Source organism: Paenibacillus alginolyticus DSM 5050 = NBRC 15375 (genome assembly GCF_000422905.1).
GTDB lineage: Bacteria > Bacillota > Bacilli > Paenibacillales > NBRC-103111 > Paenibacillus_E > Paenibacillus_E alginolyticus.
The window spans coordinates 1-14,767 of the sequence record NZ_AUGY01000056.1; the positions used below are offsets into that span (position 1 = coordinate 1).

Here is a 14,767-nt window from a genome sequence, read left to right on the forward strand (position 1 = left end):
AAGGTTTTCCCTGATTTTAATGCAGTGGGCCAAACAAACAAGAACTTTATAGGGGTGAAAACAATGAAAGCAGTTGTTAAAACGAAATTAGGTTTCGGTAATATTGAATTGATGGAAGTACCCGAACCTCATTGTGCTTCAGACTCTGTCAAGATCGAAGTAAAATATGCCGGAATATGCGGAACAGATCTTCACATCTACCACGATACATATAAGAGTAACCCACCTGTGATTATTGGGCATGAATTCTCTGGAATCGTGACTGACATTGGAGATAAGGTGAAAAACATTAAGAAGGGTGACAGGGTGACCGTTCTGCCTTCTACTGCTATTACTTGTGGCGTTTGTGAGTTCTGTAAATCCGGAAATTATATGTTTTGTAATGAACGTAAGTCGTTAGGTTCTGGTACAGATGGTGGTTTTACGAAATATGTTATTGCAAGGGAGGACATGGTATATAGAATTCCTGACCATGTAACACTCGAAGAAGCGGCTCTAACCGAACCCTTAGCCTGCGCCGTTCAGGCGACAGAAGAACTGACTACGATCAATGTCGGGGATACAGTACTTTTATCAGGTCCTGGTCCTATTGGGTTGCTTTGTTTGACGATGCTTGTTTTGAAGGGATGTAAAGTTATTGTGGCAGGAACAGGTGCCGATTCGGTACGCTTGGACATCGCCAAGAAACTAGGAGCCGATGTTATTGTTAATGTTAGCAACGAAGATCTTAAAGAAATCATTATACGGGAAACAAACGGAAGTGGTGTAGATGTCGTTGTTGAATGCTCTGGAGCTCCTGCATCCATATCTAGTTGTCTATATGCTCTTAAGAAAATGGGGAAATATATACAAGTAGGGATTGTTGGGAAAGAAATTACTGTGGACTTTGATACGGTATTATATAAACAAATTCAATTGTTTGGGTCACTTGCTCACTCCAAAAAGACTTGGGAGAGAGTAGGGAAAATATTAGAACAGAGGAAAATTAATATTGCTCCTGTCATCACCCATAAGATACCTCTCAGGGATTGGAAAGAAGCTTTTGAAATTTGTGAAAGTAAATTAGGTGGAAAAGTTCTATTAACCTATGATGAATAAGCAGTATAAAGGGATATTCAAGGTTATTAAAACAACAATGGGGAAGAGGTTGCTATTATCCTTACCATAGGGATTATTTTCGCAATTTAGGAAAGCCTTTACCCCATTTTTTGGGTAAACACATTCTTATGGGAGTTGTTTTTCTTATGTTAAGTAATGAATATCTTCTGCGAATGGAAAATATAAGTAAGTCTTTTTCTGGGACTCAGATATTAAATAAAGTGAATCTTTCCATTAAAAGGGGAGAAGTTGTTGCGTTAGTAGGCGAGAATGGTGCAGGAAAATCAACGCTTATGAAAATATTGCTTGGATTACATAAGCTCGATAATGGTTCAATATTTTATAAGGGCGTACAAGTAAATATCAACAATCCCAAAAAAGCTCTGGATCTTGGAATTTCCATGATTCATCAAGAATTAAGTTTAATTGAAGAACGAACGGTAGCAGAAAACATTTGGATTGGAAGAGAGCCCAAAATGGGCCCTTTTATAACCTGGAAAGCCTTATATGAAAAAACGGAGAAAATATTAGAAACATTAAAAATTCAATTAGACCCAAAGGAAAAAGTAAAAAATTTAAGCATTGGTAATAAACAATTAGTTGAAATTTTGAGAGCGATTACATATGATTCAGATCTCATTATAATGGATGAACCTACATCGGCTTTATCAGATAAAGAAGTGGAAATTCTTTTCAATATTATTGCTGAATTAAAGGATAGAGGTATATCTATTATTTATATTTCCCATAAATTTGATGAGTTATTTAAAATAGCTGATCGAGCAACAGTTTTGCGAGATGGACAATTAATTAACTCAAAGGAAATGGCTTTATTAGATCAGAATGAACTGATAACAATGATGGTAGGAAGAGAAATAAATTCAATTTATCCGAAAGAGAATTCCAATATTAGTGATATTGTTCTAGAAGTTAAAGGTCTAAATAAAAAAAATGTTTATAAAAACATCAATTTTCATGTGAGAAAAGGGGAAATATTAGGGGTCTCTGGTCTAATGGGATCCGGTAGAACTGAAGTGATGAAGGCCATTTTCGGATTAGAATTACCTGATTCGGGAGAAATATTTATTGATCTAAAAAAAATCAGAATTAACGCTCCGGCAGACGCTATAAATAACGGTTTAGCCTTAGTCACCGAGGATAGAAAAATGGAAGGTCTTGCACTGCAGCGATCTGTAAAAGAAAATATTTCGGTGGTAAAGATAAAGAGTATGTCGAAATTATTTTTTGTTGATAACTCTAGAGAAAATCGATATACAACCGAAATGATTAATAAATTGTTAATAAAAACTACAAGTCGTAACCTTCCGGTGGATTCTTTAAGCGGAGGAAATCAACAAAAAGTAGTAATTGCCAAATGGCTCATCAACAATCCCCGAATTCTGATTCTTGATGAACCAACAAGAGGTATAGATGTGGCTGCAAAATCGGAAATTTACAAGCTGATATCTTCGCTAGCTCAACAAGGTTTGACTATTATTATGATTTCTTCCGAATTACCCGAAATTTTGGGGATGAGCGATCGAATTCTCGTGATGCATGAAGGTGAGGTCAAAGGGGTTCTCAATCGGGATGAAGCTACACAGGAAAAAATAATGACTTTAGCTGTGGGGGGATATAGAAGTAATGCGTACTAAAAATTCCAATTTAGCTGGTAATCTGTCATTAAGCAGTAGCGGAAATCTGGTTCAAAGTATTTATAAAAATAAGATGTTCATTATTCTCATTGTAATGATTTTAGGATTGTCCATGGCTTCAGAAGTATTTTTGACCAAGGAGAATTTGCTCAATATTATTAAGCAGGTTTCCGTAAATGTAATACTGGCTGCTGGAGTCACGTTTGTCATAATCTCAAGAGGAATCGACCTTTCTGTCGGTGCTATTTTAGCGGTAGGCGGAGTCGTAGCCGCAAGTATTGTAAAGCAGGATATAGGTTCGACCTTGACAGCAGTATCTTTGGCAGTAGCTGCCGGTGGGATATTGGGGTACATTAATGGCTTTACTATTTCAAGGTTAGGGGTTGCCCCCTTCATCATTACGTTAGCTATGATGACAATTGCTCGAGGACTCGCTTATGTTTATGTTGATGGCCGACCTATTGTTGCCCTTCCGAAATCTTTTCTCTTTCTAGGTCAAGGAAATTTCTTATCCGTTCCGATTTCGATTTGGATCATGATGATTATTATTCTCCTCTCACATCTGATTCTCCGTTATACGATATTCGGAAGATATGTGTACTATATTGGGGGAAATGAAGAAGCAGCAAGGGTCTCTGGTATTAATGTTAAGAGAATCAAGACGATTGTATATGTCATAAGCGGTTTATTTGCAGGACTGGGTGGGGCCATTTTAGCATCAAGAATTAATTCCGGGCAACCTCAGGCCGGAATGAGTTATGAGCTAGATGCTATTGCCGCTGTAGTAATTGGAGGAACCAGCCTTAACGGTGGAGTGGGAACCATTCCTGGAACTATTATCGGAGCGTTAATCATTGGGGTTATCAATAATGGACTTAATTTGTTAAACGTATCTCCCTTTTACCAAATGATTGCAAAAGGTCTTGTTATTGCAGGGGCAGTAATTTTGGATATGCGGTCAAACAAGTCATCCAAAAGCGTTTGATATATTCAATCTTGTAAGAATCAAATTAGGTTTTATTAAATTTCACATATAAAAATGGGGGTTAAGACAATGAAAAAATTATTTTTTTCAACGATTTCACTGATGATTACTGGGGCCTTAGTTTCTGGGTGCGGACAAAGTCAGAAACCAGTGGCAGGAGATACTCAATCAAAAGGCGAGGAAGCAAAAAAGCAGTTTGTCATTGGTGTAAGTATGTCCGCACACGATCAGTATCTTAAAGTGGTCACGGACGGGATGGAGAAGAAAGCAAAGGAATTAGGAGTTACATTAAAAGCTTATAATGCAGACGGAAATATTCAAACACAATTGAATGACGTTGATAACCTATTAACCCAAAAAGTAGATGCAATCATTTTAAATCCCGTTGATCGCGATGGTCTGGATGCGGCTGTAGATAAAATCAAACAAGCAAAGATTCCGTTAGTGGAGACGGTAGCCTTCACGAAAAATAACAAGTATGACGTTTTTGTAGGTTCAAAAGAAGAGAATGCTGGAAGAATCCAAGGAGAGTTCATTATAAATAAAATTGGAAAGAAAGGAAAAATGGTCATCCTTCATGGTCCTATGGGTCAATCAGGAGAAATCGGGAGATATGAGGGACTAAAAGAAGCGTTATTAAGTAAATATCCAGACTGGCAGGTTCTTGCTGAACAGCCAGGGGATTGGTCCAGAGATAAGGGCATGAAAATTATGGAGGATTGGCTACAACGATATAAAGATATAGATGTGGTTGCTGCACAGAACGACGAAATGGCTTTGGGTGCTATCGCAGCTATTGAAGCTGCAGGTAAAACAGAGAAGATTGCAGTGCTTGGTGTTGATGCACAGCCAGACGCAGTGCAAGCTGTCATTGATGGGAAAATGAAAATGACCATATTACAAGATGCCACAAAGCAAGGTGAAGAAGCGGTAAAAGTTACCCAAGGGCTTCTAAAGGGAGAAAAATTTGAACAGAATCATGTCATTCCTTCTATTGAAGTAAATCATGATAATGCAAAGGACTTTCTGAAAAAATAATATAAGTGGTTGTGTCCTCCACTCCTCATTAACATGCGTGCAATATCAGCAAGTATTGCGCATGCAATTGAACAAACGATTTTATCCAAAAAATAGGTTGATGTAGAGAGATTATGAAAAAATTATATGAATAGTTGAAACAAACACATTAAATTGTACGTGCTTTCATGTGATTTTGTAAAGGTGGATATTACTTTGAACTGAATTTTTCAAAATGGGATAAAGTTTCAAACGTGATTCAATAGGAGATTTGACCACAACATGATTCGTGTTCAAGAAGTTATCGGTCAAGGCAAAGTAGGCAAGCCGCAAGTGTTGAAGATCACCTCCCGTGACCCGGCTCCACCGCATAAGGAATATATTGAAAATTGCGGCGGCTTGTTCATCGACATGAGTATTCATGACTTTGACATGGCTAGGTTTATTATCGGCAGCGAAGGCCGTTATGGACATCGAGGTTGCTGTCTGCCTGGCGCCTGGCATAGGCATGTTGATAATCACCATGAGTTGATTATGACTCAGGCACTAAAATAAGAATGAAAGGCCCATAGAAATTCCTGTGCCTACTTGAAACATCGATTGGAGCAGACAAATCAAGGAGGGATAAAGTTGAGTGACCAGCGAGTTCGTTGGGGAGTATTGAGCACGGCTAGGATTGCACAGAACACCATGATCCCGGCTATCATGCAAGCCAATAATGCGGCAATCATTGCGATTGCCAGCCAAAATCCCAAAGTTTCGGAAGTAGTAGCTAAATTTTCTATTCCCAACTTCTATTCAAGCTATGAGGAATTGTTGGAAGACCCCGAGGTAGATGCGGTGTATATCCCCCTTCCTAACAGCCTTCATAAGGAATGGGTAATGAAAGCAGCCGATAAAGGTAAGCACATCCTGTGTGAAAAGCCGATTGCCCTCTCAGTTTCTGAAACAAAGGAAATGATTGAGCATTGTCAAAGGAAACAAGTGATTTTAATGGAAGCCTTCATGTACCAATTTCACCCGCAACATCAGGTGGTGAAAAATATCCTCTTTTCCGGAGAGATTGGGCAGCCCAAACTCATGCGCGCAAACTTCTCTTTCCTGATCGAAGATAGAGCACAGGACATTCGTCTTGATCCTAAATTGGGCGGAGGAAGCATATACGACATAGGCTGTTACTGCATCCATTCGATTCGGAATATTCTAAATAGCGAGCCGATCAGGGTATATGTCCATGCACCAGCCGACCCGGAGTTTAAAGTAGAAATGACCGCTATCGCCATGTTTGAATTGGACAACGGGATGATGGCCATCTTCGATTGCAGCTTTGACATGGTACGGCGCGAAAGATATGAAATAATCGCGACCCATGGGAGTATAGTCGTCCCAAAAGCCTATAATTTGCCTGAGTATTTTGGTGGTGAGGGTACGATTATCGTGGAAAAAGAAAATGGAGAGGAAAGAATTGAAAAGGTATACGGGCATGAATATACCCTTGAAATTGAGCATTTTTCCCAATGTGTGATTGATGGTGTTCAACCGGTGTACGCTGGCCAAAACATATTCAAGAACATGAAAGTCATCGAAGCGTGTTATGAATCGATGAAGTCCGGTAAATGGGTAGTATTGTAGTAGTATTTTTCGCAATTAATTTCAGGCAGAACACGTCTCTCGATTCATTGCGTCCCCTTAAAAAGCAGGAGATTGAATGATTAGTGGTCCGGGACATGTCACCCGGACCACGTTAGAGTAAGGATAAAATCCTTAAGGAAAGACTCGTACAATAAAAGCTTATTCGATAAGCGAGAAAAAGGGGTATGAATCTTTAGTGCCGTCTATATAGTAACAAAAGCTAATTATGAAGAGGATGTGAAGAAATGGTGATAACAACAATATAAACAAAGTTTGATATGAAATGGCGCTTAGTTAAGATGCGTCCTTTCATATCACAACTTGTTAATTATTTCAGAATCGCTGCTTCAGATTTAAGATATCCTGGATGAGTCGATAAGAACGTTTGAAATAGGAGATTTGGTTTGTCTTGTTGCGAAAGGAAAAGATTTGCGAGCTGTTAGCAGTATTACTACCTAAAAATATTGAGGATGGCGACTGGGGATTAGTCACCATCTGGAACCAAGAAGTGGGGATGAAGGAAATGAAAGAATTAGTCGCTGATAAGGATCAAGAAATGGTTGTTAAATACCATAATAAAGAAAGAATAGCATCTTTTCTTAAGCGTTACGGTATGCTTTTGATTTTGATAGCGCTTATGATCTTGATGTCATTATTAACGCCTACTTTTTTAACCTCTTCAAACTTGTTGAACATTATCAGACAAATGTCTGTCGTAGGGATTGTAGCCATAGGTGTTACGATGATTATTATTACTACGGGGATCGATCTATCCTCCGGCTCAGTTATTGCTCTTGTATCGGTTGTCGTGGCAAGTATGGCTCATCCAGGTAGTTTTCCTTTGGCTGTCATTATTTTGGCTGGACTTGGCGTAGGCGTGCTAACAGGAATAATTAACGGAACTATTATTGCCAAAGGGAAAATCGCTCCTTTTATCGTCACCTTAGGGATGATGACCGCAGCAAGAGGCGTAGCGATGCTTTATAGTGACGGCAGACCGATTGGTAATTTGTCAGATTCGTTCAAGTTTATCGGGCAAGGAAGCTTATTCGGTATACCCGTACCTATTATCATCTTCTTTCTTATCGCCGTTGTATCATATTTAATTCTTAATAAAACAAAATTCGGAAAATACGTATATGCCATCGGCGGAAATGAGCAGGCGGCAGTGATTGCCGGCATCAACGTTGCAAAGTACAAAATCATGATTTATGGTTACGCAGGTTTACTATCCGGGATAGCCGGCATTATTTTGACTTCCCGTATCGCTTCCGGTCAGCCTACTGCGGGAAATATGTATGAGCTTGACGCAATTGCTGCTGCTGTTATCGGAGGTACAAGTCTAGCCGGGGGAATCGGTACGATAGGTGGAGCTGTAATTGGTGCGCTAATCATAGGTGTCATGAATAATGGTCTGGATTTAGTGAATGTGTCCTCGTATTGGCAGCAAATTTTGAAGGGCATTATCATTACGTTGGCCGTGTTGATCGACTCGAAGAAGAACAAGAAAAAGTAAGAGATAAATAATGGTATCTAATAGAAGGAAAATTGACACCATTCGGCAACTAGAAGTTGGGGGTTACAAGATGCGATTATCCATGCTTCAAAAACTACTGATCGGTTTTTTAGTTATTGCTTTAATTGCCGGATGCGCGGGCACCATGTTTTATCTATCTTTAAATCGGGTTCATCAGTCCTTTTCCAATATTTTGGATCGCCATGTCATGGTGAAATCATATGCAGACAACCTTAAATATTACGCGACTGCCCAAAATGGCAATCTTAATGCCTATATGTTGACCAAGGATACGTTCTACAAGTCTGAATTTACAAGAACGAATATCCAAATAGATGAAATGTTCACCCAAATGAAGGGTTTGCTTCTCGAACAGGAAATGTTGAGCCAGTTGGAGTATACAATCAAATTGAACAAGCAGTATAAAGATAAGGCCGAAGGGTTGCTCGCGCTTCCAAAAGAGCAGGTAGAAAGCACTATTAAAGACGCTAAAACGGGTATCCTTCCACTGGGAGGCATTATTGTCAGGTTTGCCCAGCAGATATCCGACCGGCAGGATCAGCTGATGATTGAGGAGAGGACAGTGAATGAAAAGACGGTTAATGACATTCGCCGATTGGTGGTCATCATAAGCTCTATCAATTTTGTACTCGCTTTAGTGATAGGTTTTCTTATCTGGAGAATGATCTCCAGGCCGATCCGACTGCTGTCGGGCGCTGCAAGATCAATTTCTACGGGCGATCTCACTATTCCAGCCGTGCAGGTGAAACAACAAGATGAGATCGGGCAATTGGCGCAGTCCTTTAATCAAATGAAATTGAACTTGCAACAACTTGTGGTTGAAATTAACAGCGGTGCTCGTGAGGTTATTGTCGTATCGAAGGAAGTATCAGCAGGAGCCGAGCAAACGGGAGATGCTGCGGAGCAAGTTACCCAGATCATGATCAATCTGTCGGAGAGCGCCGAGCAGCAAGTACAAAGCGTGGAGCGCAGTTTACAAGCCGTTTACGATATAGACTCGGATATCCGTCGAATCGATGGGAGTAGTCAGAAAGCCATGGAGGTTGCAGGAAATGCGCTGGACAAAGTTGTTGAAGGCGACCGGGAAATCTGTAGGGTGATGCGCCAAATGGAAACGATCCAAACGAAGATGAACAAGCTGGAGGACATCATGAGTTCCATGCGGACCAGATCAAACGAAATTGAGGAAATCAATAAGGTGATCTCTACGATTGCGACGCAAACGAATCTGCTATCCTTGAATGCCACCATTGAAGCCGCCCGAGCCGGAGAACACGGAAGAGGCTTTTCGGTAGTCACCACGGAAATCCGCAAGCTCTCGCAGCAGACAAACGATTCGGCCGGGCGGGTTACCGAACTCGCGAACGCCATTCAATCGGAAACAATGTATGCTGTTCAATCCGTAGAGGAGATGGTTATTGAAGTTTCAAAAGGAATCGGAGCTTCGGCCGCTGTAAGTGAATTGTTCAACGGAATCAAATTAGAGATTGACGATACAACTGCACGAATTCGCGATGTGACGGAATCCCTGGATCATTTATCAAAACATTCAAACAGCATTGTCCAATCTATGGAGCAAATCTCTGGCATATCGGATTCGATTGCTTCAGGCACACAGAGCGTCTCCTCGTATACGGAAGAACAGCTCGCTTTTCTTCAAGAAAATGCCGCTCACGCCAGTTCTCTATACACCATGGCTGAGAATTTGCACCGAACGGTCCACCAATTCAAGGTCTGACATGTGCACATAAGGATCAGATTGAAAGCGCAATCTTACATTATGGATGAGGTGATGATTTGATGAGCGAAAAGTACATTTTGGAATTAGAGAATATTACGAAGACGTTTCCAGGAGTGAAAGCGCTGGATAATATCCAGTTAAAAGTTCGCAAAGGCACGATTCATGCCTTGATGGGAGAGAACGGCGCTGGGAAATCGACGCTGATGAAAATCATCTTCGGAATCTATACGCCGGATCAAGGAAGGATCAAATACAAAGGGCAGGAAATCAAAATAACGGGATCCAAGGACGCTCTAAGTAGAGGAATTTCGATGATCCATCAGGAGCTCAGCCCCGTTCCTCAAATGACGGTCGCTGAAAATATATTTCTAGGACGGGAAGCAATTACAGCGTTTGGATGGGTCGATAATAAAAAAATGGTTGAGGATACCCAGAAGCTATTTGAATCTCTAAAAATCGAAATCGATCCGAAAGCAAAGATGATCGATCTAAGCATCGCGAGCACACAGATTGTTGAAATCGCTACAGCGATTTCATACAATGCGGATTTGATCATCATGGATGAGCCAACGTCCGCTATTACAGATAAGGAAGTTGAACATCTGTTCGATATTATCGAATCGTTGAAGGCTAAGGGAGTATCCATCATCTACATTTCGCACAAAATGGATGAAATATTCCGGATATGCGACGAAATTACCATATTCAGGGACGGCCAATATGTTGGCACCAAGTCAGCAAACGAGCTTGACCAAGAATCGTTGATCCAGATGATGGTGGGTAGAGAAATTAAACAGGTATTCCATAAGGACAAGGCAGAGATTGGGGAAGTTGTACTTTCAGTTACAAACATGTCGCGAAAAGGCAAATTTAGCGACATCAGTTTCGAGGTGAGAAAGGGAGAAATATTGGGAATATCAGGCTTGATGGGCGCTGGAAGGACTGAAGTCATCGAAAGCATCTTCGGCATTCATCCCCCCGATTCTGGCGAGATTCAAATCAACGGAAGTAAAGTGAAGATCCGCTCGCCTCGGGATGCGATCAAACATAAAATCGGTTTATTAACAGAGGATCGTAAACTTACGGGTGCATTCCTGCCTATTTCTATTCGTGACAATATGATTATTTCCAGCATCGACAACTTTCTATATAAAAGTGGATTTATCAAAGGGAAGTTGGTTGATGAGATGTGCAGCATGTTCGTAGAGAGGTTGAGTATCAAGACACCTGGTCTTAATCAGCTCATTATGAACTTAAGCGGAGGTAACCAGCAGAAAGTACTGCTCGCCAGGTGGCTGTTGAACAATCCGGATATCCTCATATTAGATGAGCCAACGAGGGGGGTCGATGTAGGGGCCAAATCGGAAATTCACAAACTTATGTCTAGGTTAGCCCAAACTGGAAAAGCGATAATTATGATCTCATCAGAACTGCCGGAAGTTCTAGGTATGAGTGACAGAGTTGTTGTTATGCATGAAGGGTTTAAGAAAGGTGAATTAAGTCGAGATGAAGCCAATCAAGAAAAGATCATGGAGATGGCATACAGCTAAAGATTGAGTTTTAGCTTAAGTGGCTTAATTTAAATAATTTATATTAAAGGGGATGGAGCAAGTGAGTTCAGTCGTTCGATGGGGAATTATCAGTACCGCAAAAATTGCTAGGGAAGAACTTTTGCCAGCCTACAAACAGGCTGAGAATGCTAGAGTAACCGCAATTGCTAGTTCGAATCCCAAAGTAAGAGAAGTGGCTTCTGAGTTTGATATTCCCACTGTTTATGAAACTTATGATGAGTTATTGAATGACCCTGAGATTGATGCCGTGTATATACCACTCCCAAACAATTTGCATGCAGAGTGGACTAAAAAAGCTGCAGAAAAGGGTAAGCATGTACTTTGTGAAAAACCCGCTGCTTTATCCACTTGTGAAACGGTCGAGATGATTGATCATTGCAAAAAACATGGTGTTTTTTTTATGGAAGCCTTTATGTATCAATTTCATCCGCAACACAAAAGAATTAAAGAGATTCTAGCTTCGGGTGAGCTTGGCGAATTGAAGATTGTGAAGTCAAGTTTCTCATTTTTCTTGGAAAAACCTTTAGAAAATATTCGTTCAAAGCCTGACATGGGAGGTGGGAGTTTGTACGATGTCGGTTGTTATTGCATACATGCAGTTCGTAATATCCTAGAGACTGAGCCGGACAGTGTTTATGCAAGTGCCATACATATACCTGGCACTATGGTGGACATGTCTGTAAATGGAATCATGCATCTAAAAAATGGTATGTCAGCCATGTTTGATGCTGCAATGGATCGAACAGGTCAGAATCATTTTGAAATCGTCGGTACAAAAGGCAGGCTTTTAGCAACAAGATCATTTTTACCGCAACTATATGGCGGTGAAGCAATTTTGGAGATATCGGTTGGGGATGAGGTCCGAACAGAGAAAGTGAGTGGGCATCAATATATCTTGCAAATAGAACATTTCTCGAAATGCGTTTTGGATCGTACATTACCATCGTATACTCCCGAAAATACAATTCAAAATATGAGAGTAATCGATGCTTGTTATGAGTCTATTGCAACTGGAACAGTTGTAAGAGTTTGATTACAAAAATTGATAAAACATGAAGGATAGGTGAATACAAGATGCTGGCAGTGGTTTTTGAAAAGGAAGGTAAGTTTTCACTTGAAGATAGACCTGTTCCAACAATTACAAATAATGATGATGTACTATTACGTGTACTTGCAGCAAGTATTTGTGGAACTGACGTTCATATTCTTGCTTCTCCTCCGGGACATCCGGCTACATTAGGTAGTATATTGGGCCATGAATATGTGGCGGAAGTTGTTGAAGTTGGCAGCAGTGTGAAAAATGTACAGGTAGGAGATCGTGTTTGCGTAGACACGAGTCTAACTTGCGGAATGTGCAGTTTTTGTAAGATGGGAATGCCAAACTTATGTGAAAATTATACAACTCTGGGCATTTTCCTTGATGGTGGTTTTACATCATACAGTATTGCTCCGGCAAAGGCGCTCTATCAGATTTCCAAGGATGTACCGATAGAAGTTGCCGCTCTAGCAGAGCCTCTATCGTGCGTGGTGAACGGAAGTGAAAAAATAAAAGTTCAACCTGGCGAAAAGGTGGTTGTTCTAGGTGCGGGGCCCATGGGGCAATTATTTACTCAAGTTATCAAAGCGGCAGGAGCAGCAAAAATTATTTCTGTAGACTACTCCGACTACCGCTTGGAGTTGGCAAAAGAGTCGGGTGCAACACATTCGGTAAACCCTAAGCAGGAGAATGTGAAGGAGCTTGTCATGAAAGAAACCGGACTGGGAGCTGACATCGTTATTGACTGTGTAGGTATGCTGTTCGATCAAGCGATGACGTTGGTTCGTCCCGGGGGTCAGATTTTATTGGTTGGAATGAACTCACACGCTGCCCCTGCAATAAAACAATATGATCTCACAAAATACGAAATTACCGTGAAAGGAACATATATTTCCAAGTTCAATTTTGGAAAAGCGGTTCAAATCATCGAATCCAATACTCTGAAATTGGAAAAATTAGTGACTCATAGGCTGCCGCTTCGGGAGATTGGTGTTGGACTTGAAGCCATGCAAAAGGGCGAAGCAATGAAAGTGATTGTATATCCAGAATGATGAGAGGGGTGATGCCTGAAGATTTTGAACGAATATCTATAGAGATATGATTGTTTAAAATGGGCAGGGTCTAAGGGATCATTACTGCGTAACATCATTATTAAAATTAAACTAGGGGGAAAAATCAATGAAATCGAAACAACGTTTGGTTTCAATGTTAATGAGTTTGGCTTTGCTCGTATTGATCATTTCTGGTTGCTCAGGCGGTGGAGTGTCCAGTACGAAAGCCAATAATCAAGCGGATAACGAGGGCGCGACGGGAACAAAAGCCGCCGATAAAGGCAAACAGATTGTTATCGGAGCGGCTCTTCCCGATTGGAGCGATAAGTGGTTGGGCTATCTTCAAGACGGTATAAGGAAGTTCGAGAAAACACAGAATGATATTAAAGTGATTTATGTTGATGGACAGCAGGATGCCAACAAGCAGCTGTCACAAATTGAAACATTCATATCTCAAAAAGTCGATGCGATTGTATTCATGCCTGTCGATGACGCTACGGGAGCGGCAGTAGTGGACAGGGTTAAGCAAACGAAGATTCCAATCGTTGTTGTAAACCGTCCTTTTGCCGGAGTGGAGAAAGCGGATGCGTTTATCGGCTCCAAGGACATTGAAGCCGGGACGATGCAAATGGAGGAGATAGCAAAATTACTCGGTGGAAAAGGTGATATCGCAATCATGATGGGGCCCATGGGGCATGCAGCTCAAATCGGAAGAACAGATGGCGATAAAAAAGTCCTTGCGAAACACCCGGACATGAAAGTGGTTTTAGAAGGGTCAGCTTCTTGGGATCGGGCAAAAGGTATGGCCATGATGGAAAACTGGCTGCACTCCGGAAAGGAATTTAATGCTGTTGTTTCTAATAATGATGAAATGGCGATAGGTGCAATCATGGCGGCAGAGGCTGCAGGAAAACTGGATAAAATTGTATTCGCAGGAGTCGATGCCACACCGGATGCACTGGAATTTGTAAAGTCCAGGAAGTTGAAAGTAACCGTTTACCAGAATGCGGATGGACAAGGTGGTACCGCTTTAGAAACGGCTGTCAAATTGGCAAAAGGTGAACAGGTAGAGAAAAATATTTATGTGCCGTTTGAAATCGTTACACCAGCAAATGTCGATGAATATATTAAAAAGTGGAAATAGACAAAATATAAAATAAGCAATCCATAGAATGAATAACATATCTTGTGAGGAAGAGAAGAAAAGGTATATGGAACCTTTTCTTTTTCTTTTATAGTTCAGCGTTTATAAAATGCGTTTTTAATTCCATCCAACAATCGTAATGCCTTAAAGTGGATGTTTCAGGAGAAGCAAGGGGATTTATTTGTTGCGAACTAATACTACATATGCTAAAATCAAATCAGAAAAGGGAAAAGGTTTACCTTAAATTGAAAAGTTTTAAGGGGGGAGGTGGATTGTCGAAAGTGACTGAAATTGTGAGG

General features: G+C 40.8%; 12 protein-coding genes. All 12 read left to right on the forward strand.

Annotated features, from left to right (window positions below):
• Nucleotides 1-1,098 (forward strand): zinc-dependent alcohol dehydrogenase (locus G519_RS0123215; protein ID WP_244280193.1); only part of this gene is annotated, 1,098 nt, incomplete at its 5' end.
• 146 nt (nucleotides 1,099-1,244) lie between these two features.
• Nucleotides 1,245-2,753: a sugar ABC transporter ATP-binding protein gene (locus G519_RS0123220; RefSeq protein WP_036633664.1), complete on the forward strand. Its 1,509-nt coding sequence runs from the start codon at nucleotides 1,245-1,247 to the stop codon at nucleotides 2,751-2,753.
• Nucleotides 2,743-3,738, forward strand: a complete 996-nt coding sequence (locus tag G519_RS0123225; protein WP_029196732.1) for an ABC transporter permease — start codon at nucleotides 2,743-2,745, stop codon at nucleotides 3,736-3,738. The genes G519_RS0123220 and G519_RS0123225 overlap by 11 nt, the downstream gene beginning before the upstream one ends.
• 69 nt (nucleotides 3,739-3,807) lie before the next feature.
• Complete coding sequence (locus G519_RS0123230; RefSeq protein ID WP_029196733.1) at nucleotides 3,808-4,776, forward strand: substrate-binding domain-containing protein; 969 nt, start codon at nucleotides 3,808-3,810, stop codon at nucleotides 4,774-4,776.
• 261 nt (nucleotides 4,777-5,037) lie between these two features.
• Nucleotides 5,038-5,310, forward strand: coding sequence for a Gfo/Idh/MocA family protein (locus G519_RS53310; protein ID WP_029196734.1), 273 nt, complete (start codon nucleotides 5,038-5,040; stop codon nucleotides 5,308-5,310).
• 75 nt (nucleotides 5,311-5,385) lie between these two features.
• On the forward strand, nucleotides 5,386-6,387 hold the full coding sequence (locus G519_RS0123240; protein WP_036633665.1) for a Gfo/Idh/MocA family protein: 1,002 nt from the start codon (nucleotides 5,386-5,388) through the stop codon (nucleotides 6,385-6,387).
• Nucleotides 6,388-6,943: 556 nt separating this feature from the next.
• Nucleotides 6,944-7,903, forward strand: coding sequence for an ABC transporter permease (locus tag G519_RS0123245; RefSeq protein ID WP_208860907.1), 960 nt, complete (start codon nucleotides 6,944-6,946; stop codon nucleotides 7,901-7,903).
• A gap of 70 nt (nucleotides 7,904-7,973) precedes the next feature.
• Nucleotides 7,974-9,662 (forward strand): methyl-accepting chemotaxis protein, encoded by a 1,689-nt coding sequence (locus G519_RS0123250; RefSeq protein ID WP_029196737.1) that lies wholly within the window; start codon nucleotides 7,974-7,976, stop codon nucleotides 9,660-9,662.
• A gap of 62 nt (nucleotides 9,663-9,724) precedes the next feature.
• Nucleotides 9,725-11,215 (forward strand): sugar ABC transporter ATP-binding protein, encoded by a 1,491-nt coding sequence (locus G519_RS0123255; protein WP_029196738.1) that lies wholly within the window; start codon nucleotides 9,725-9,727, stop codon nucleotides 11,213-11,215.
• Between the two features lie 52 nt (nucleotides 11,216-11,267).
• Entirely contained in the window at nucleotides 11,268-12,269 is a 1,002-nt protein-coding gene (locus G519_RS0123260) for a Gfo/Idh/MocA family protein (RefSeq protein ID WP_036633666.1), read from the forward strand.
• A 41-nt stretch (nucleotides 12,270-12,310) separates the two neighbouring features.
• Nucleotides 12,311-13,324: a zinc-binding dehydrogenase gene (locus G519_RS0123265; protein ID WP_029196740.1), complete on the forward strand. Its 1,014-nt coding sequence runs from the start codon at nucleotides 12,311-12,313 to the stop codon at nucleotides 13,322-13,324.
• 127 nt (nucleotides 13,325-13,451) lie between these two features.
• On the forward strand, nucleotides 13,452-14,468 hold the full coding sequence (locus G519_RS0123270; protein ID WP_029196741.1) for a sugar ABC transporter substrate-binding protein: 1,017 nt from the start codon (nucleotides 13,452-13,454) through the stop codon (nucleotides 14,466-14,468).
• Nucleotides 14,469-14,767 lie beyond the last annotated feature (299 nt).